The following is a 20,079-nucleotide window of genomic DNA, read 5'->3' on the forward strand; positions in this document are numbered from 1 at the left end:
GTTAAGTAAAACGTGTAGCGCCCGCTCACTTCAGGTAAGGGGACCAGGACGGTTCTCTGACTTCGCCTTGAGCGGTAGGAAGCGGGAGCCTAACGCGTCCATTAATGGACACGAGCATCAAGACTCCCCGGCCCTGTTGGCGGGTGGCGTAGATTACCATGGTGCCGTTGGGCGCAACAGTGGGTGACTCGTCCAGAGTGCTATCAGTGAGGATCTTTACACTACCTCGCTGCAAATCCTGGGCTGCCACCTTGAAATTGGTGAAACCATCCTGACGATGGATCATCACCAAAGTCTTTTCATCAGCCGACAGTTTCGGGTTGGCGTTGTAGTTACCGATGAAGGTCACTCGCTCCGCACCGCCGCCACTGGCGCTGGTTTTGTAGATCTGTGGTTTGCCGCCACGGTCCGAAGTGAAGTAGATGGTCGAACCATCCTTGCCCCAGTACGGTTCGGTGTTGATGCCCGGGCCCGCAGTAACACGATTGATCTGACGCGAAGCCAGGTTCATCACGTAGATGTCCGGGTTACCGTCTTTCGACAGCACGAACGCCAGACGATCGCCATTCGGGGACCAGGCGGGTGCGCCATTCAGGCCTTCGAAGTTGGTGATTTGCTCACGGCGACCGGTGTCGATGTTCTGCATGAAGATCCGCGGACGCTTCTGTTCAAACGACACGTAGGCGATGCGCTTGCCATCCGGTGCGAAACGCGGCGACAGGATCGGCTCACGCGATTGCAACAGAGTCACGGCGCGCGCACCGTCATAGTCCGAACGCTGCAGGGTGTAACGGGTGTTCTTCTCGGAGAAGCGTTCAGCCGTTACGTACAACAGACGGGTCGAAAACGCACCTTGAATACCGGTGAGTTTTTCGAACGACTGGTCCGAGATGAAGTGCGCCATATCGCGCAATTGCTCGGTAGTGCCGGAAACACTGCCGTCAGCAACTTTCTGTTCGGTGGCAACGTTGAACAGCGCCCACTGCACCTGCAGGCGACCGCCCGCTGGAACGATGCTGCCGACCATCATGTATTGAGCACCCACCGCCTTCCAGTCACGGAAGATGATTTCGCTCGGCTGGCTTGGCTGGCTGATCATGTTTTGCTTTGGAATCGGCGAGTAATAGCCCGAGTTGCGCAAATCGTTACCAATGATTTCAGCCATGTCGTCCGGCAGCACGGCACCGCCCTGCATGCCGAACGGTACAACGGCGATCGGAGTAGCCCGATCGCTGCCGCTGGTGACCAGAATGTTCTTTTCATCAGCCATCGCGATCCCTGCCATGCAGCAGATCACGACCAGCATTCCTCGAAGAAGGTTTCTCACAAGGCTAGATCCTCAGGTGTGAATGTCATCTTGAATGAACGATACGGAGCGAAATCGCTCGGCTTCATTCCCTGCATTTCTGTCAAACGTCCAATATTCTTGACCGCTGCGACTGCCGAAGCATCGAACGGACCGTCGCCACTGGATTTGGCCACGCTGACCGAAGTCACCGTACCGTCCGGCAACATGCCGATTTGCAGCACCACCGTCATGCCTTTGCGTGCTGAAGGTGGGCGAGCCCAGCCTTCTGCTGCTCGCGCACGAATCAGGTCATCGAAACTGCCCGCGACTTCGTCACCCTGCTCATCGGCCAAGGCCTGCTGACGCTGTGGCGTGTCGGAAAGCAAATCTGCCAGGGCCTGAGCCTTTTTGTCTTCGGTAGATTTACGTGCCGCATCCTGCGCTTTCTTCTTCGCAGCATCGGCAGCAGCTTTCTTCTTCGCTTCGTCGGCGATTTTCTTCTTCGCCTCTTCAGCTTCAGCTTTCTTCTTGGCGTCTTCGGCGGCTTTCTTCTTCGCGTCTTCGACAATCTTCTTCTTGGCTTCTTCAGCGGCGGCTTTCTTGGCCTCTTCTTCAGCAGCCTTTTTGGCTTCTTCTTCAGATTTCTTCTTGGCTATATCAGCCAATTGTTTCTCTTCTGCCTTCTTGGCTTCGGCGGTCTTCTTCGCTTCATCGGCTTTTTTGGCTTCATCAGCCTTTTTCGCCTCGTCCGCTTTTTTAGACTCGTCGGCCTTCTTGGCTTCCTCGGCTTTTTGAGCCGCTTCTTCTTTCTTTTGTTCCGCAGCGGCCTTGATCTCTTCCTGCTCGACCTTTTTCTGTTCCATCTGCTCGACTTCGGTCTGACGCGCGGCGGATTTCTTCGCCTCACCCGCAATCTTCTGATTGGTCTGGGTGGTCGCCTGACTTTTCGATTTCAGTTGATACAAGGTCGCCTGGACAATCGGCTTGGCCGGCGGCAGCTCAGGTGTAAAAGCGAAACTGACGAACAGCATGCCGAACACCAGCACGTGCAAGACAATCGCCCAGACACTAGGCCAGAAGAAGCTTTCCGAGGCAGACGGCTCTCGCAGTGGCTGCATCAGGGGGCCTCGGTAATCAAGCCAACATTCCCGACCCCGGCTTTCTGCAACCCGCCCATGGCGCCCATGACGGAACCGTAATCGACAGTCTTGTCGCCACGAATGAAGACCTGGGTACGCTTGCCGTTACCGTTGCCGGCAGCGATGATTTTTGTCACCGCGCTGGTCATCTGCGGCAGGGTCATGGCCCTGTCCTGTTGCTTTTCGGTGTCGACTTCGCTGCCAAGGTTCCAGTAATAGGTCTTGTCAGCCTTGATCGAAATGGTCAGGACCTGGGTGTTGTTGTCCTGCGGCAAGGCTTCGCTGGAAACCTTGGGCAGATCAACTTTCACGCCCTGATTGAGCATCGGCGCGGTTACCATGAAGATGACCAGCAGCACCAACATCACGTCGATGTAAGGCACCACGTTCATCTCGGCGACCGGCTTGCGCTTTTTGCGAGCTCGAGCGATTAAAGCCATTGGAAATTACCTGCTTATTCTTCGCTGGTGTGCACTTTGCGGTGCAGGATCGCCTGGAATTCATCGGCGAAGGTGTAGTAACGGCCCAGCAGGGTTTCGCTGCGAGCTGCAAAACGGTTGTAAGCGATTACTGCAGGAATTGCCGCGAACAGGCCGATCGCCGTGGCGATCAGTGCTTCGGCAATACCCGGGGCCACGGTGGCCAGGGTGGCTTGCTGAGCGCTGGCCAGACCGCGGAAGGAGTTCATGATGCCCCACACGGTACCGAACAGGCCGATGTACGGGCTGACCGAACCAACGGTGGCGAGGAACGGCAGGCTCTGCTCCAGCTTCTCTTCTTCGCGGGAGATGGCCACACGCATGGCACGGGCCACGCCTTCCATCACCGCCTCAGGATCGACGCCTGGCTGCTGACGCAGACGGGAGAACTCTTTGAAACCGGCGCGGAAGATTTGCTCGACGCCCGAATCCGGATCCGGGTTGCTACCCGCCTGACGGTACAGCTTGGACAGATCGATACCCGACCAGAAGCGCTCCTCGAAGCTCTCCAGGGCGCGTCGACCGGCACGCAGCAGGTTGCTGCGCTGAAAGATCATGATCCATGAGGTCACCGATGCGGCCACCAGAGTCAACATTACCAACTGCACCACGATGCTGGCATTGCTGACCAGGCTCCACATGGAGGAATGGTCGACGACGTTAGCTTCCACGCTTTATCTCCTGCTTTGAGTGTGTACCCGGGCCGCCCGCGTCGGCGAAGGCCGCACGCAGGTCTTCGGGAAGGGCCCGGGGTTTCAAACTGTTAGTGCGCACACAGGCCACCAAAAACTGCCCTTCGCAGAGCAGCACATTATCCGTAGCCCGCCTGACCTGCTGTTTAAAGCGCAGGCTGGCACGGTTCAATTCGATTACTTCAGCGCTTACCAGCAGCTCGTCGTCCAGTCGCGCCGGCGCGTGGTAGCGCGCTTCGCTGGAATGCACGACAAACAACAGATCCTCCCCTGCCAGCTGCGATTGGGCAAAGCCCAGCTCGCGGAGCCGCTCGGTTCGAGCCCGTTCCATAAACTTGAGGTAATTAACGTAATACACGATGCCGCCCGCATCGGTGTCCTCGTAATAAACGCGACAACGATGTGCGAACGGCTCAAGCCCGTTTTGCGCGCGCATACTCTAGTGCTTACTCCTCAGGTTGCCAATCCGGCCAGGCAACTGTTTTTCATTGTTCAAAGGCTTTACCGCAAAAGTACCGTCCTCAGACAGTACAAACCCTGAATAAATCGACAACAAATGTGTATTAATCGTCCACAGCATCGAGAAACTCGTCTGCCACGGGCATTTCACCCATTCGTGACGGAATGTTTAAACCGAAATGCAGATACGCATGCCGCGTCACCACCCTGCCCCGTGGTGTGCGCATGATGTAGCCCTGTTGAATCAGGTATGGCTCAAGCACATCTTCAATGGTGTGGCGCTCTTCGCTGATCGCAGCGGCGAGGCTGTCGATCCCCACCGGGCCGCCATCGAACTTCTCGATCATGGTCAGCAGCAAACGCCGATCTTGATGATCGAAGCCGTGTTCGTCGACGTCCAGCAGGTTCAACGCTAGATCGGCAACCGACTTGGTGATGTGCCCCTTGGCGCGAACTTCGGCGAAATCGCGCACCCGGCGCAGCAGACGGTTGGCGATCCGCGGCGTACCACGGGCGCGGCGAGCGATTTCGAAGGCGCCTTCCGGATCCAGCGGCAGACCGAGGATATTCGCCGAACGACTGACAATCGTCGACAGGTCAGCGGTGCTGTAGAACTCAAGACGCTGGACGATACCGAAGCGGTCACGCAACGGGTTGGTCAGCATGCCGGCGCGAGTGGTCGCGCCGACCAGCGTGAACGGCGGCAGATCGAGCTTGATCGAACGCGCTGCCGGCCCTTCGCCGATCATGATGTCGAGTTGGAAATCTTCCATCGCCGGGTACAGCACTTCTTCAACGATCGGCGACAGACGATGGATTTCGTCGATGAACAACACATCGTGCGGCTCAAGATTGGTCAGCAACGCCGCCAGATCACCCGGACGCTCGAGGACCGGCCCCGAGGTGCTCTTGATCGATACACCCATTTCCTGAGCGATGATATTGGCCAACGTGGTTTTACCCAGCCCAGGCGGGCCGAAGATCAGCGTGTGGTCGAGGGATTCACTACGGCCACGGGCGGCCTGGATGAACAGTTCCATCTGCTCGCGCACGGTCGGCTGGCCGATATAGTCGGCCAGACTGACCGGGCGAATGGCCCGGTCCTGGACTTCTTCGCGCTCGCGCGGGCTGTGCGCAGCGGCGATCAGACGATCAGCTTCAATCACTTAAATCATTCCCTTCAGGGCGCGGCGGATCATGTCTTCACTGCTCAAATTCTTGTCCTTGATCGCGGAAATCGCCTTGCTCGCTTCCTGCGGTTTGTAACCCAGGGAAATCAGCGCGCTGACCGCATCGTTCTCGGCGGTGTTGACCGGCGCCGGGCCGTCCGGCTGGTTCGGCACCAGGGCAAACATGGCCGGCGAGGTTTCCCAGGCCTTGAAGCGATCTTTCAGTTCGACCAGTAAACGCTCGGCGGTTTTCTTGCCAACGCCCGGCACCTTGGTCAGGGCCGAGGTGTCCTGGGATTGCACGCAGCGGATCAACTCGTCGACTTCCAGACTCGACATCAATGCCAGAGCCAGTTTCGGCCCCACACCATTGAGACGGATCAGCTCGCGAAAAAAGTCTCGCTCACGCTTGCCGGCAAAACCATAGAGCAATTGCGCGTCTTCGCGTACGACCAAATGGGTGTGCAGGGTCAGCGGCTCACCGACCGACGGCAACCGATAGAGAGTGGTCATGGGCACTTCCAGCTCATATCCGAGGCCGTTTACATCCAGAATCAGGTGCGGCGGCTGTTTCTCAGCCAGGGTGCCGCGCAAGCGTCCAATCACGTTTCAGATCCTTGAGCGTTGGCCAGCCGTGGGCTGGCGACTGACGGAAGGCGAGCTTCAGGCCGACGACACAGGCGCAAAACCCACCTTCCGGGAAATTTGATTGCTGATGCTATCAGAGACGCAGGCGCCCGCCACGACTGCGTGCCGTTCCCAAGCCATGCGGCAGTAGGCTGGAACGGGTGTGCGCGTGACAAATGGCAATCGCCAGAGCGTCCGAAGCATCGATTTGCGGTTTGCTGGTCAGCTTGAGCATGTGCATGACCATCATCTGCACTTGCTCCTTATTCGCTGCGCCGGTACCGACCACGGCCTGCTTGACCTGGGTCGCGGTGTATTCGGCGATTTCAAGACTCTCTTCGGCGCCAGCGACGATGGCGGCTCCGCGGGCCTGCCCCAGTTTCAGCGCAGAATCGGCGTTTTTCGCCATGAACACCTTTTCGATGCCCATGGTGACCGGGCCGTAGGTCTGAATGATTTCGCGTACGCCGCGATAGACGATTTGCAGACGCTCATGAAGCTCGCCCGCGCCAGTGCGAATACAACCGGAGGCCACGTAGATACAGCCACCGCGGCCGGTATCGCGAACAATGCCGTAACCGGTGATACGCGAACCGGGGTCGATACCAAGAATTAAAGTCATAACGCCTGCGGATTCGGAAAAAGCACGAAATTCAATACAACGAATAACAAATGTGGGAGCTGGCTTGCCAGCGATGACGGTGTGTCAGGCAGCATCTTCAACAGATGTGCCGACGCCATCGCTGGCAAGCCAGCTCCCACATTGAATCGTAGTCGCTCTTAACCGAGCTGAGCGGCCACGTCTTCCGGAATGTCTGCGTTGGAATAGACGTTCTGCACGTCATCCAGGTCTTCAAGCATGTCGATCAGCTTCAGGACTTTCTCCGCGCCTTCCAGGTCCAGCTCGGCGCTGGTGGTCGGTTGCATCACGATCTCAGCATCATCACCCTTGAAACCAGCAGCTTCGAGGGCGTTACGCACGGCGTAGAAACTGGTGAACGAGGTGAACACATCGATCGAACCGTCTTCGTGGGTAACCACGTCATCGGCGTCGGCTTCCAGCGCCGCCTCGGTCAGAGCGTCTTCGTTGATGCCCGGGGCGAAGCTGATCTGGCCCTTGCGCTCGAACAGGTACGCGACCGAACCGTCGGTGCCAAGGTTGCCACCACACTTGCTGAACGCATGGCGCACAGCGGCTGCGGTACGGTTGCGGTTGTCGGTCATGCACTCGACCATTACCGCCACGCCGCCCGGGCCGTAACCTTCGTAGGTCAGTTCTTCGACGTTGTCCGCTTCTGTCGCACCGGCGCCGCGCGCCACTGCACGGTCGATGATGTCGCGACTCATGTTCGCGCTCAGCGCCTTGTCCAGGGCCAGACGCAGACGCGGATTGGAGCCCGGATCACCGCCGCCCTGACGGGCCGCAACGGTCAGTTCACGGATCCACTTGGTGAAGATCTTGCCTCTCTTGGCATCCTGACGTTCTTTGCGGTGCTTGATGTTCGCCCACTTGGAATGACCTGCCATAACTCGCTCCGAATTCTCTTTGAAACGTTGCCCGCCTGCTCATGCATCGGCCAGCAACCAAAAAATCTCGACCTGCTCTCTTCTCTATAGAAAGAAAAAAGGCGCATCCGAAGATGCGCCTTCAGGCCCGTCTTACTCAGCCTTTGGCGTTTCGCGCAAACGAATGTGCAGCTCGCGCAGTGCCTTGGCGTCCACCACACCCGGTGCTTGCGTCATCACGTCGGCAGCACTCTGGGTTTTCGGGAAGGCGATCACTTCACGGATCGACTGGGCGCCGGTCATCAGCATCACCAGACGATCCAGACCGAAGGCCAGACCACCGTGCGGCGGAGCACCGTACTTCAGCGCGTCGAGCAGGAAGCCGAATTTCTCTTCCTGTTCCGCTTCGTTGATACCCAGCAGACGGAACACCGACTGCTGCATTTCCTTGCGATGGATACGGATCGAACCGCCACCCAGCTCGGTGCCGTTCAGCACCATGTCGTACGCGCGAGACAGGGCGCCAGCCGGGTTGGCTTCGAGCTCTTGCGGCGTGCACTTCGGCGCGGTGAACGGGTGGTGCAGCGCAGAGAAGCTGCCGTCATCGTTCTCTTCGAACATCGGGAAGTCGACAACCCACATCGGAGCCCATTCGCAAGTCAGCAGGCTCAGGTCATGACCGAGCTTGATGCGCAGTGCGCCCAAAGCTTCGCTGACGATCTTGGCCTTGTCGGCGCCGAAGAACACGATGTCGCCATCAACCGCGCCGACGCGATCAAGGATCACGTTCAGGTTGGCTTCCGGGATGTTTTTCACGATCGGCGATTGCAGACCTTCAACACCGGCAGCACGCTCGTTGACCTTGATGTACGCCAGGCCCTTGGCACCGTAGATGCCGACGAACTTGGTGTAGTCGTCGATCTGCTTGCGCGGCATGCTCGCCCCGCCTGGAACGCGCAGTGCGGCGATGCGGCATTTCGGGTCGTTGGCCGGGCCGCTGAACACCTTGAAGTCGACTTCTTTCAGTTGATCGGCAACGTCTACCAGTTCCAGCGGGTTACGCAGGTCTGGCTTGTCGGAACCGTAGCGGCGCATGGCTTCTTCGAAAGTCATGTGCGGGAAATCACCGAATTCCAGACCCAGCACTTCCTTGAACAGGTTGCGGATCATTTGCTCGGTCAGGCCCATGATCTCTTTTTCATCGAGGAAGCTGGTCTCGATGTCGATCTGGGTGAATTCCGGCTGACGGTCGGCACGCAGGTCTTCGTCACGGAAGCACTTGGCGATCTGGTAGTAGCGGTCGAAGCCAGCGACCATCAGCAGTTGCTTGAACAGCTGTGGCGATTGCGGCAAGGCAAAGAACGAACCGGCGTGGGTACGGCTTGGCACCAGGTAGTCACGGGCACCTTCCGGGGTCGCGCGAGTCAGGATTGGTGTCTCAACGTCGAGGAAGCCGTTCTCGTCGAGGAAGCGACGGATGCTGGTGGTCATGCGCGAACGCAGACGCAGCTTCTCGGCCATTTCCGGACGACGCAGGTCGAGGAAGCGATAACGCAGGCGGGTTTCTTCGCCGACGTCGGAGAACTCGTTCAGCGGGAACGGCGGGGTTTCCGACTCGTTCAGCACTTCCAGTTCGTAGCCCAGCACTTCGATCATGCCCGACGCCATGTTGGCGTTGGTGGCACCGGCCGGACGCAGGCGAACCTTGCCGGTGATCTTCACGACGTATTCGCTGCGCACGCGATCCGCGGCGGCGAAGCTCTCGGCGCGATCCGGATCGAACACTACCTGAGCCAGACCATCACGATCACGGATATCGAGGAAAATCACCCCGCCGTGGTCGCGGCGACGGTGAACCCATCCGCAAAGGGTAATTTCCTGGCCTTCCAGGCTTTCGTTCAGTTGGCCGCAATAGTGGCTGCGCATCATGGTAGTGGTTCGCTTCTCGTAATTCGAAATTCGGTGGAGATCCCGGCGCACTGAAGCAGTGCGGAAAACTCACGCGTGTCGTTCGACCTGGGTTTGAACCCTAGTCAGATTTGTCGCCACCGGCCAGATTCTTCTTGGTTCCGGTCTTGAAATCGGTTTCGTACCAACCGCTGCCGCTGAGGCGAAAGCCCGGCATGGACAGCTGTTTCTTGAGCTCTGGCGCCTGGCAGGCAGGGCAGTCGACCAACGGTGCTTCGCTGATCTTTTGAATGGCTTCCAACTGATGACCACAGGAAGCACATTGGTAATCGTACATCGGCATTGGGGTGTCTCGGCGATCAGATTGCCACCGCGCGCAGGGCTTTGCGGCGAAAGAGCGGGATTATATCCATTAAATGCGGCCTGTGCAGCCGTAAGACTGCACAGGCCGCGACCTCGTTTACAACCGCTGTTTCAATGGGAGTGCTTCCTTGGTGCTGTTCATGACGCACACTACCCGCACCAGCGCGCTGAAATTCTTCACCCCGCCGTGACGCAGATGCACTTCACGGTCGACGTGGGGCAATAACGAACTGACCGAACAACAATTGTCTGCTGCCATGTTGCCAAGGATGTTCCAATAAACCTGTTCCAGTCGCAGGCAGGTCGCGAATCCGTTCAAACGCACGGATCGCGACAGCGGCTGGACCAGTGACATGTCGAAATCGTTGACGAACGGATCGAATTTCAATTCATGCTGCAAGCCGACAATCCTGTCGCCTCGCCTGTCTCCCTCTACCATATCGGTGACACTCCTTTGTCATCTCTGCCTGTTTTGGAAGCCACAAGCTGTGACTTCATAAAAGCGCAGACGCAAAGTTATATCCAGATGACTTTTTGACCATCACCGTAGGATAAGCCAACGATAGCGGTAAGATTGCGGACAGCGCGCGAGCCGGCCTCAGGCAAGCCCGCGCTTACGGGTTACGCTTCCAGCAAAGCGCGCAACATCCACGCGGTTTTCTCATGAACCTGCATACGCTGGGTCAGCAGGTCGGCCGTCGGCTCATCACTGACCTTGTCGAGCAGCGGGAAAATACCGCGTGCGGTGCGGGTCACAGCTTCCTGACCGTCGACCAATTGCTTGATCATGTCCTCGGCGCTTGGTACGCCCACCTCCTCTTTAATAGAAGACAGACGTGCGTAAGTCGCATAAGCGCCCGGCGCCGGAAAGCCCAGCGCGCGAATGCGCTCGGCAATCGAGTCCACGGCCAGCGCCAGTTCGTTGTATTGCTCTTCGAACATCAAGTGCAACGTACGAAACATCGGGCCTGTGACGTTCCAGTGGAAGTTATGGGTTTTCAGATACAGCACGTAGGTGTCCGACAGCAGCCGCGACAGCCCTTCGACGATGGACTTGCGATCTTCTTCACTGATACCGATATCGATTGCCATGTTTACCCCCTAACGGCGATTGAATTCATCCAACAGGTGTAACCCCACTCTAGCAAGGCTATCGCCAGCCCGCAGCCCCGAAAGCCTGAACAGACTGCGACAAAAAGACCGACTCTCTGCCGCTGGCCGGGCTGATTTGAGTAGCTGCAGGCTTTGCTGTTAAATAGGCAGTGTGTCGCCATGCCCCATTTTCCGGGGTGTTGCGCATAGGCTGATGCCGTGTACGTGTCCACCGCCTCTTATTTTGTTCCGAAGCGAACCGTGCGCCTTCAGCTCTTCCTTGTGAGCCGTCATAACGTGAGCCAATCAAAATGTTGAAAATCGTCCACCTGCTAATGGGCGCAGCGGCCTTGCTGCTGTCGTTCATACCTAGTTTGAAATCCGAAGCCGTTCCCTACCTGCAACAACCCGATGCACTTTACCTGGCCTTTTTCGGCCTGCTGAACCTGGTGATCGCTCCAGTGATTCCTTACTGGAACAAAGGCCCGCGCCAGCATCTGCAAAACCTTGTCAGCGCTCTTCTGGTGCTGACTGTCGTCCTGCAAACCTTGACCCTGATCGCACCGATGCCTGTCATCGCCGGCCAGCCCGCCGTGTTGTTCAGTCTGGTGATTGCCCTGGTTGCGGTGATCCTGCACCTGGCCGTCAGCTTCTATCGATCTTCACCGGCTGCCGCACCGACCAACTACGACATGACCAACCGCGATACCGGCACCGTCAAGTGGTTCAACACTTCCAAAGGCTTCGGCTTTATCTCCCGGGATTCCGGCGATGATATTTTCGTGCACTTTCGTGCGATCCGTGGCGAAGGCCACCGTGTTCTGGTCGAAGGCCAGCGCGTCGAGTTCTCGGTGATGAACCGGGACAAGGGTTTGCAAGCCGAGGACGTGATCGCCGCTCTGCCGCGTCGCTGATCCAGGGCCAAAAAAAACCGCGAGCAGCGTGCTGTTCGCGGTTTTTTTATGCCCGATGAAAAGCGCTCGCCTCAATAGTGCGGTGGCGGCGCGTCTTCTTCGAAGGACTCGAACTGGCCGACCATCTCTTCCTGACGCTTGAGCAGCGCAGCCATCTGTAATTGCAGGCGCTCAACCACGCGCTGCTGCGCCACCAGCACGTCGTTCAACGCCTGAATGGTGTCATCCTGAAACGCCAGACGGCTTTCCAGGTCGGTAACGCGATCTTCAAGGCTCATGATTCAGCCCTCCACAAATGTGAAATCTTCGGTCAGCACCACGCGCAATTGCTCGCGAATGGCGGCCACCTGTTCGTCGCTATAAGGTTTGGCCGCGTGCTTGCCCCATACCGGCGCCGGCCACGCTGCATCATCGCGTTTACGCACAATCACATGCATGTGCATCTGGCTGACAACATTACCCAAGGTCGCAACGTTCATCTTGTCAGCATCGAACAAGTCCTTGAGCAACTCCGCCAGCGCGGTGGTTTCCAGCCAGAGCTGCTGCTGATCGGCGACATCCAACTGAAACAACTCGCTGATATCGTCCCGACGTGGCACCAGGATGAACCACGGGTAGTTGGCGTCGTTGGACAGCAGCAGACGGCAGAGCGGGAAGTCACCAATGGTCAGCGTGTCCTGTTGAAGTCGTGAATCTAAAGCAAACACCGCGCGCACTCCCGGCTGATCTGAATAATTAGCTTAGCGGCCCTCATACCGAGCGGCGAACCAAGCGACAGACCGGCAGCATACCTGCGAATGCGCCGGCCTTCACGACGACAGCGCCCATTTGTCACCCGGCGAACGCCCCGACATGTGACATTTATCGACAACCTGCACCAGCACAGAACCAGAACGAGCGAGCAGCAAGCTCAAATGACCGAAAAACCCTGACCCGCTCACAATCACCCAATGCTTCAACTGTATGAATCCGGTACAGCCTGTAAATTTTTTTGCACCAAAACCGCACAGTGCGTCTACGCTCAGTGCGGCAGGCATCCGCCGAATACTCACTGGCGGGGTGAACCGGTAACGTTTTTGGTTGTCGCGCGCCAGCCACGGTGTGACAACACCATACGAACAGTCGCGTCAAGCCCCGATAGAAAGCGGCTTGGCGCCCCGTATTTATGAGGTTTTTACAGGTAGAGACAGGTGCACAGAAAAATAACCGCAGCGACATCGCGGTTTGTGCACGTTTGTTGCATTCGTACTCATATGGACTATAAGCGCACCACGGGAAGTGGGAGCCTTAAGCCCAACAAAAACAGTGGCAGGGTTGCCCGATGGAGATTCAAGTGTTTTGCCAGGGACTCTTTTTTAGCGATGCAAAAGGCTACAAAAACAGCGAGAAAGTTGCCGGTCCGATTGCATCGGTACTGTGAATTTGCGACATCTACCAAGCCATCTGCGACAGCGTCGTAAAGAAGGTGAAAGGTTAGATTCGCAAGTATCGCCAACAATGTCGGCGTGATATAAGTTTGCGCCGACACAAAAAGAAAGAGCCGCCCAGATAATAAAACAGGTGGGACGGCAGTACTCTTCTAAAAACCAAAGGAGCAAATCACGATGCGCGTGATGAAGTGGAGCATGATCGCCCTGGCTGTTGCAGCAGGCACCTCGCAGTTCGCAATGGCGTCTTCCCAAGACGAGTCCAAAGGCTTCCTGGAAGACCAGAGTCTGAAACTGAAGACTCGTATGGAATACATGAACCGCGACTACAAAAACGGCGCGGGTAACGTTTCCAACGGTGACGGCACTTTCAAAAGTGGCTATCGCCAGGACACCGGTGTAAGCCAACTGCTGACTTACGAGTCGGGCTTCACTCAAGGCACCGTAGGTTTCGGTCTCGATGCCATGGCCATGGGTTCGGTCAAACTGGACGGCGGTTCGGGCCGTCGTGGTAATGGCCTGTTCGCCAACGACAGCGATGGCAACCCTGAAAAATCCCAAGGTAAAATCGGCGGCGCAGTCAAATTCCGCGTATCCGACACCGTGCTGAAATACGGCCAACAATTTGTTGCAAGCCCAGTGTTCGCCACTGACGACAGCCGTCTGATTCCAGAAGTCGCCACCGGTACCCTGATCACTTCCAAAGAGATCAAAGGTCTGGAACTGAGCGCAGGTCGCTTCACAGCGCTGAGCAAGCAAACAGGCATGGGCCGTGACAGCATCGGCGGCCTGCCAGATGAAGATGGCAATGGCGGCAAAGGCCTGACCAACATCAACATCTTCGGTGCCAGCTACTCCTTCACCGATAACTTCACCGGTGCCCTGGCTGCTTCCGACGCTGACGACTACTTCAAGAAGTACTACGTCAACCTGAACTACACCTTGCCAATCAACGACGAGCAGTCGCTGAACTTCGACTTCAACGGCTACCACACCAAAGGCGATAGCCGCGGTGACCTGGTTGACGCGATCGGCGACGGCACCACTGGTGTGGACAACAACCTGTGGTCCCTGGCTGCTGCGTACAGCATCGGTGCTCACAAGTTTACCCTCGCTCACCAGCGCTCCAGCGGCGACAACGCTTACTACTATGGCGTTGACGGTAACAGCACTATCTTCGTTGCCAACTCCATTCAGATCTCCGACTTCGTGGGCCGCGACGAGCGCTCTTGGCAAGCTCGCTACGACCTGAACATGAAGACTTACGGCGTACCTGGCCTGAGCTTCATGACCCGTTACGTGATGGGTGACCACATCACCACCAACGGCTTGGGCGAAGGCAAGGAAAACGAGTGGAACGCCGAGTCCAAATACGTGATCCAGGAAGGTCCAGCCAAAGACCTGTCGTTCCGTCTGCGTTATGCCATGTACCGTTCCAACGGCGCATACAGCGGCTACTCGTCTGACAATAACGACACCCGTCTGATCGTTGAGTACCCTCTGAACATCCTCTAATAGGGATGTAAGGCTGACGTACTAGAGCCCTGCTCTAACAAGAACCGCTCACCTGGATTCAGGTGAGCGGTTTTTTTATGCACTCATTAACTTGTTTGCAGACATAAAACATTAGCCAGCTATCTATTAGCCAGCAAACTTTCACAACAGACATAAAAAAACCCAAGAGTGTGAACATCTCTTGGGTCTGACATTAATTAACTGACCGCGAGGCCAGGTATCAATGTTGTTACTGTGCAGCTGTTTCCTGAACTACACGAATAACCCGCTGCGGAAACGGGATATCAATGCCTGCAGTCTTTAAACGATCGCGGGACTGTTCGTTAAACATGAACATCACATCCCAATAGTCTGCAGTTTTAACCCACACACGCAGGGAAACAGTGATCGAACTGTCGCCCAGTGTCGAGATTACGGCTTGCGGTGCCGGGTCCTGTAAAACGCGCTCATCCTTGGCCAGATCCAGCAGCACCTGACGGGCCTTTTGCAGATCCGCTTCGTAATCCACGCCCACATCGAAGACAACCTTGCGGGTTGGCTGACGGTTGGTGTTGGTGATGATGCCGTTCGACAGATTACCGTTCGGCACGATGATGGTCTTGTTGTCACCGGTACGCAGCACGGTGTGGAAGATCTGGATGCTGTCGACCGTACCCGACACACCCTGGGCCTCGATCCAGTCACCGATACGGAACGGACGGAACAGCAGAATAAGCACGCCGCCGGCGAAGTTCGCCAGGCTACCCTGCAAGGCCAGACCGATGGCCAGGCCGGCAGCACCGATCGCCGCAACGAACGAAGTGGTTTCAACACCGATCATCGAAGCGACGCTGACAATCAGCAGCACCTTGAGAATGATGTTGGCGAGACTGCTGATGAAGCCTTGCAGCGCCAGGTCAGCGTTACGCAGGGCCAGCAGACCGCCGAGTTTTTGCGTGACCTTGTTGATCAGCCACCAGCCGATGGCCAGGGTAATCACTGCCAGCAGCACACGGCTGCCGTATTCCATGATCATCGGTATCCACGCCTGGGATGCCTTGACCAGGTGGTCCACCTCAGCATTCAAATCCATGTTCTATCTCCTGATTTCCGGCTACCCGGGCTATAAACAAATAAAAAGTGGGAGCGAGCTTGCTCGCGAAAATGGTGTGCCATTCAATAATGAAGTTGACTGACACACCGCTTTCGCGAGCAAGCCCGCTCCCACAGGTTCCGCATGAGAAAGCTTAGTCGCGGAAGTTGTTGAACTGCAGTGGCATGCCGAATTCCTTGGCACGCAGGGCCGCGATGGCTTCTTGCAGGTCGTCACGCTTCTTGCCGGTGACACGTACCTGCTCGCCCTGAATGGCGGCCTGCACCTTGAGCTTGGCATCCTTGATATGGCCGACAATCTTCTTCGCCAGCTCCTTGTCGATCCCTTCCTTGAGCACGGCGTCCTGCTTCATCAGCTTGCCCGATGCGTAAGCGTCTTTGACTTCAAGGCACTGCACGTCGATCTTGCGCTTGACCAGGGCAAGCTTGAGGATCTCGATCATCGCTTCCAGCTGGAAATCGGCTTCAGCGGTCAGGTTGACGGTCAGGTCTTTTTCCTTGAACTCGAAGCTGCCTTTACCTTTCAGGTCATAACGACGATCGAGTTCCTTCACGGCGTTCTCGACCGCGTTGGTGAGTTCGTGTTTGTCCAGTTCGGATACCACGTCGAACGACGGCATGTAATCTCTCCAATAAAAAAGGCGCGCTCGATGAGGATGGAGCGCGCTTGGCTTGCGGTTAAAATCGGGCTCATTATAACGGGTCTTTTCCTGACGACACGGCGAGCCGCACATGCCTGCACCCATTCGAGCAAAAAACTGATGTCCACCCTTTGGCATGTTCTCGGCGCCGGCAGTCTCGGCACACTCTGGGCTACGCGGCTGGCCCGGGCCGGATTACCGGTCAGGCTGATCGTGCGCGATACCGAGCGCTTGCATAGCTATGAAGCGGCAGGTGGACTGACCCTTGTGGAACAGGGACAAGCCCGCACCTATGCAGTTCCCGGCGAAACCCCGGACAACCCCGAACCGATCCGACGCCTGCTGGTGGCCTGCAAAGCCTACGACGCCGAAAGCGCGGTCGCCCGCCTCGCCCCACGCCTGGCGCCCGATGCCGAACTGATCCTGCTGCAAAACGGCCTCGGCAGTCAGGACGCTGTCGCCGCGCAAGTGCCCCAGGCGCGCTGCATCAGCGCCTCCAGTACCGAAGGCGCCTTCCGCGACGGTGACTGGCGCGTGGTTTTTGCCGGTCACGGTTACACCTGGCTCGGCGATGTCGCGCATCCGGTCGCGCCAATCTGGCTGGATGATCTGCAAGCCGCAAAAATCCCCCACGAATGGAGCACCGACATCCTCACCCGGCTGTGGCGCAAACTGGCGCTCAACTGCGCGATCAATCCGCTGACCGTGCTGCATAACTGCCGCAACGGCGGATTGCAGGCGCATCATTGCGAAGTCGCCACGCTGTGCGTCGAACTGACCGAACTGCTGCAGCGCTGCGGCCAACCGTCAGCCGCCGACAATCTGCAACAGGAAGTCGAGCGAGTGATCCAGGCCACCGCAGCCAATTACTCATCGATGTATCAGGATGTGGCCAACCAGCGCCGCACCGAGATCAGCTATTTATTGGGCCACGCCTGCAAAGTCGCTGCGCGCCACCAGTTGAACCTGCCGCACCTCAGTCAATTGCAGCAACGTCTGATCGCTCATCTGCACAGCCTCGGATTGCCCAGCGACTGAGCAGCGGCTACGCTGGCCACTTGTTCCTTTGCTGCGATAAACCTGATGCCATTGCGCCAGCGCCTCGAAAACCTGCCGGTCGGCCAGAAACTGCTGGCCGCCCTGCTGGTGCTGTTGACCACTGTCTTGCTGGTCGCCAACCTGACCTTTATCAGCGCCGCCTATTACATCTCCCAGGAAAGCATGGCCCCTCAGGCCTTGCAGACCATCGGCCGACTGATCTCCAACCCAAGTCTTGTCAGCGAAGCCCTGCAATCACCGCAGAGTGCAGAACGTCTGCTCAAGGAGCTCGACAGCTATTCTCCACTGCGCGCTGCCGCCCTGTATGACGGCAAGGGCGAAAGGCTCGCGCAAGTGCAGCACGGCGACAAACTCGACCTGCCGGAACGTTACCGGCACATTGAGGCTTGGCAACTCACCGAGTTTCGCAGCAACCAGTTGATCACCTTGCCCCGCCCCGGCACCGCGCCGGGTCATCTATTACTGGTCGCCAGTAGCGAATTGCCCATGGCGTTCTACACCGGCACGCTGACGGCCAGTCTTGGCATCCTGATTTTCAGCGTGCTGCTGTGGCTGGTGATTGCCCGGCAGATCAAGCGGCTGATCACCCGACCGATTCATCAACTTGAAGAGTTGTCGCGTCAGGTGACCCGTGAAGAGAACTACGCACTGCGCGCTTCACGCGGCAACCACGACGAAATCGGCAGCCTCGCCGAGGCGTTCAACACCATGCTGTCGCGCATCGAAGCCCGCGAGCAGCAACTCAAACGTGCCCGCGACGACTCACAAGCGGCTTACGATCAGGCCCAGGGCCTGGCCGAGGAAACCCGCCACACCAACCGCAAGCTGGAGCTGGAAGTCCAGGTACGCAGCAAGATCGAGAAGAAACTCACCGGTTTCCAGAACTACCTCAACAGCATCATCGACTCGATGCCGTCGGCGCTGATCGCCCTTGATGAACAGCTCTACGTCACCCAATGGAACCAGGAAGCCAGCGCCCTCTCCGGCACCCGGCTCGACGAAGCGCTGAACCAGCCGATATTTCTCGCCTTCGAGCCGCTCAAACCGTTTCTGCCGCAACTCAAGCAGACCGTCGAGCAACACACCGTGGCGAAAATCGAACGCGTGACCTGGTTCAAGGACGACGAGCCCAAGCATTACGCACTCACGTTCTACCCGCTGATGGGCGGCGCCGGGCGTGGTGTGGTGATCCGTATCGACGACATTACCCAGCGCCTGTCGCTGGAAGAAATGATGGTGCAGTCGGAAAAAATGCTCTCGGTCGGCGGCCTCGCAGCGGGCATGGCCCACGAAATCAACAACCCGCTGGGCGCGATCCTGCATAACGTGCAGAACATCCGCCGGCGCCTGTCAGCGGATCTGCCGAAGAACCTCGAAACCGCCGAGCAACTGGGCATCGAACTGGACACGGTCAACCGTTATCTGCAAGGCCGGGAAGTCCCGAAACTGCTCGATGGCATTCAACAGGCCGGAGCGCGGGCAGCAAAAATCGTCACTCACATGCTCAGTTTCAGCCGCCGCAGCACCCGGCAAATGGCCCCGTGCGATTTGCCGGCACTGATTGATCAAGCGGTTGAAATCGCCGGCAACGACTTCGATCTGGCCATCGGTTTTGATTTCAAGGGTCAGGCGATCATCCGCCAATTCGACCCGGCGCTGGGTCCGGTGCCGGGCACCGCCAACGAGCTGGAACAAGTGCTGCTCAATCTATTGAAAAACGCCGCACAGGCCATTCATCAGCGCGAAGACGACAGCGAACCGGGGCGGATCATCCTGCGTACCCGACTCAATCCGCCGTGGGCCGAGATTCAAGTCGAGGACAACGGCATCGGCATGAGCGAGAACGTGCGCAAACGCACCTTCGAACCGTTCTTCACCACCAAGGAAATCGGTCAAGGCACAGGACTTGGCTTGTCAGTGTCGTACTTCATTATCACCAACAACCACAAAGGGCAGATGGAAGTGCAGTCAGCGCCCGGGCAAGGCACATGTTTCACCTTGCGCCTGCCGCTGGCCCAACCCACTGCCATCGCTCCAGAAACCAATCAATTATCGAGGTAACCCATGGGCTTTCGCCTGTCGAAAATCTACACACGCACCGGCGACAAAGGCGAAACCGGCCTGGGCGATGGCCGCCGTGTACCCAAGGATCACCCGCGTATCGAGGCGATTGGTGAAGTCGATACGCTGAACAGTCAGGTGGGCGTGTTGCTGGCTGGACTGCTTGCCGAACGTGAAGCTACGCCTGGCTTGAATGAGCTGATTGAGGTGTTGGCGCCGTGTCAGCATCGGCTGTTCGATCTGGGTGGCGAGTTGGCAATGCCGGAATATCAGGCACTGAACGAGGCGGAAATCGAACGGTTGGAAGCGGCGATCGATGTGTGGAATGAAGAGCTGGGGCCGCTGGAGAATTTCATTTTGCCGGGCGGCTCGATGCTGATTGCTCAGGCCCATGTGTGCCGGAGTCTGGCGAGAAGTGCCGAGCGGCGCTGTCAGCATTTGAATGCGATCGAGCCGTTGGCCGGGGTTGGTTTGGCCTATATCAATCGGTTATCGGATCTGTTGTTTGTGGCGGCGCGAGTGATTGCGCGGCGGCAGGGGGTTGCGGAGATTTTGTGGCAGCCGGCGCCAAAACCTCAGGATATATAGCGCCTGTCAGGACGCTATCGCCGGCAAGCCAGCTCCCACAGGGTTTTATGTCACTCACAA

Annotated in this window: 23 protein-coding genes; 5 read left to right on the forward strand and 18 right to left on the reverse strand. The window is 57.5% G+C overall.

Annotated features, from left to right (window positions below):
• Positions 1-25: 25 nt before the first annotated feature.
• From tolB to ACA074_RS21490, 13 genes are all read right to left on the reverse strand, one after another.
• Complete coding sequence (tolB, locus tag ACA074_RS21430) at positions 26-1,306, reverse strand: Tol-Pal system beta propeller repeat protein TolB (RefSeq protein ID WP_187679778.1); 1,281 nt, start codon at positions 1,304-1,306, stop codon at positions 26-28.
• A 17-nt stretch (positions 1,307-1,323) separates the two neighbouring features.
• Positions 1,324-2,406, reverse strand: a complete 1,083-nt coding sequence (gene tolA / locus ACA074_RS21435) for a cell envelope integrity protein TolA (protein WP_187679766.1) — start codon at positions 2,404-2,406, stop codon at positions 1,324-1,326.
• A complete protein-coding gene (tolR, locus tag ACA074_RS21440) occupies positions 2,406-2,858 on the reverse strand; it encodes a protein TolR (protein WP_401268701.1) in 453 nt (150 codons plus the stop codon). The genes tolA and tolR overlap by 1 nt, the downstream gene beginning before the upstream one ends.
• A gap of 23 nt (positions 2,859-2,881) precedes the next feature.
• Positions 2,882-3,577: a protein TolQ gene (tolQ, locus tag ACA074_RS21445; protein WP_008080223.1), complete on the reverse strand. Its 696-nt coding sequence runs from the start codon at positions 3,575-3,577 to the stop codon at positions 2,882-2,884.
• Positions 3,567-4,034, reverse strand: coding sequence for a tol-pal system-associated acyl-CoA thioesterase (gene ybgC, locus ACA074_RS21450; protein ID WP_123530109.1), 468 nt, complete (start codon positions 4,032-4,034; stop codon positions 3,567-3,569). Before ybgC ends, tolQ begins: the two co-directional genes overlap by 11 nt.
• A gap of 127 nt (positions 4,035-4,161) precedes the next feature.
• Positions 4,162-5,223, reverse strand: coding sequence for a Holliday junction branch migration DNA helicase RuvB (ruvB, locus tag ACA074_RS21455; protein ID WP_187679767.1), 1,062 nt, complete (start codon positions 5,221-5,223; stop codon positions 4,162-4,164).
• Positions 5,224-5,832, reverse strand: a complete 609-nt coding sequence (ruvA, locus tag ACA074_RS21460; protein WP_123467207.1) for a Holliday junction branch migration protein RuvA — start codon at positions 5,830-5,832, stop codon at positions 5,224-5,226.
• A gap of 115 nt (positions 5,833-5,947) precedes the next feature.
• Entirely contained in the window at positions 5,948-6,475 is a 528-nt protein-coding gene (gene ruvC, locus ACA074_RS21465; protein ID WP_007951206.1) for a crossover junction endodeoxyribonuclease RuvC, read from the reverse strand.
• Positions 6,476-6,633: 158 nt separating this feature from the next.
• A complete protein-coding gene (locus ACA074_RS21470) occupies positions 6,634-7,380 on the reverse strand; it encodes a YebC/PmpR family DNA-binding transcriptional regulator (protein ID WP_401268621.1) in 747 nt (248 codons plus the stop codon).
• A 132-nt stretch (positions 7,381-7,512) separates the two neighbouring features.
• A complete protein-coding gene (gene aspS, locus ACA074_RS21475) occupies positions 7,513-9,288 on the reverse strand; it encodes an aspartate--tRNA ligase (RefSeq protein ID WP_187679768.1) in 1,776 nt (591 codons plus the stop codon).
• Positions 9,289-9,388: 100 nt separating this feature from the next.
• The gene (locus ACA074_RS21480) at positions 9,389-9,610 is read right to left on the reverse strand and encodes an FmdB family zinc ribbon protein (RefSeq protein WP_064119106.1); all 222 of its coding nucleotides are present in this window, start codon (positions 9,608-9,610) and stop codon (positions 9,389-9,391) included.
• A gap of 117 nt (positions 9,611-9,727) precedes the next feature.
• Positions 9,728-10,069: a ribbon-helix-helix domain-containing protein gene (locus ACA074_RS21485; protein WP_497677759.1), complete on the reverse strand. Its 342-nt coding sequence runs from the start codon at positions 10,067-10,069 to the stop codon at positions 9,728-9,730.
• Between the two features lie 182 nt (positions 10,070-10,251).
• Entirely contained in the window at positions 10,252-10,722 is a 471-nt protein-coding gene (locus ACA074_RS21490; protein ID WP_034153422.1) for a Dps family protein, read from the reverse strand.
• A 311-nt stretch (positions 10,723-11,033) separates the two neighbouring features.
• Between ACA074_RS21490 and ACA074_RS21495 the strand changes: the two genes are divergently transcribed.
• Positions 11,034-11,636, forward strand: a complete 603-nt coding sequence (locus ACA074_RS21495) for a cold shock domain-containing protein membrane protein (RefSeq protein WP_401268629.1) — start codon at positions 11,034-11,036, stop codon at positions 11,634-11,636.
• 71 nt (positions 11,637-11,707) lie between these two features.
• On the opposite strand, the gene ACA074_RS21500 is transcribed toward ACA074_RS21495, so the two are convergent.
• The 3 genes from ACA074_RS21500 to ACA074_RS21510 form a co-directional block, all read right to left on the reverse strand.
• A complete protein-coding gene (locus ACA074_RS21500; protein WP_064119103.1) occupies positions 11,708-11,914 on the reverse strand; it encodes a SlyX family protein in 207 nt (68 codons plus the stop codon).
• A 3-nt stretch (positions 11,915-11,917) separates the two neighbouring features.
• Positions 11,918-12,343, reverse strand: coding sequence for an HIT domain-containing protein (locus tag ACA074_RS21505; protein WP_401268630.1), 426 nt, complete (start codon positions 12,341-12,343; stop codon positions 11,918-11,920).
• A 102-nt stretch (positions 12,344-12,445) separates the two neighbouring features.
• Positions 12,446-12,673, reverse strand: a complete 228-nt coding sequence (locus tag ACA074_RS21510; protein ID WP_497615209.1) for a hypothetical protein — start codon at positions 12,671-12,673, stop codon at positions 12,446-12,448.
• Between the two features lie 567 nt (positions 12,674-13,240).
• Here ACA074_RS21510 and ACA074_RS21515 point away from each other — a divergent pair.
• The gene (locus ACA074_RS21515; RefSeq protein ID WP_305439443.1) at positions 13,241-14,578 is read left to right on the forward strand and encodes an OprD family porin; all 1,338 of its coding nucleotides are present in this window, start codon (positions 13,241-13,243) and stop codon (positions 14,576-14,578) included.
• Between the two features lie 229 nt (positions 14,579-14,807).
• On the opposite strand, the gene ACA074_RS21520 is transcribed toward ACA074_RS21515, so the two are convergent.
• Entirely contained in the window at positions 14,808-15,650 is an 843-nt protein-coding gene (locus tag ACA074_RS21520; RefSeq protein ID WP_489878879.1) for a mechanosensitive ion channel family protein, read from the reverse strand.
• Positions 15,651-15,804: 154 nt separating this feature from the next.
• Positions 15,805-16,290: a YajQ family cyclic di-GMP-binding protein gene (locus ACA074_RS21525; protein ID WP_027619814.1), complete on the reverse strand. Its 486-nt coding sequence runs from the start codon at positions 16,288-16,290 to the stop codon at positions 15,805-15,807.
• A 141-nt stretch (positions 16,291-16,431) separates the two neighbouring features.
• Here ACA074_RS21525 and ACA074_RS21530 point away from each other — a divergent pair, with 141 nt between their 5' ends.
• Genes ACA074_RS21530 through ACA074_RS21540 form a run of 3 tightly spaced genes read left to right on the forward strand, consistent with a single transcriptional unit; the run spans position 16,432 to position 20,019 of the window.
• Positions 16,432-17,349, forward strand: coding sequence for a putative 2-dehydropantoate 2-reductase (locus ACA074_RS21530; protein WP_497657978.1), 918 nt, complete (start codon positions 16,432-16,434; stop codon positions 17,347-17,349).
• A 45-nt stretch (positions 17,350-17,394) separates the two neighbouring features.
• Positions 17,395-19,431, forward strand: a complete 2,037-nt coding sequence (locus tag ACA074_RS21535; protein WP_187679776.1) for a sensor histidine kinase — start codon at positions 17,395-17,397, stop codon at positions 19,429-19,431.
• A gap of 3 nt (positions 19,432-19,434) precedes the next feature.
• Positions 19,435-20,019, forward strand: coding sequence for a cob(I)yrinic acid a,c-diamide adenosyltransferase (locus ACA074_RS21540; protein WP_497677760.1), 585 nt, complete (start codon positions 19,435-19,437; stop codon positions 20,017-20,019).
• Positions 20,020-20,079: the final 60 nt, after the last annotated feature.

The organism is Pseudomonas sp. LBUM1655 (genome assembly GCF_059716085.1).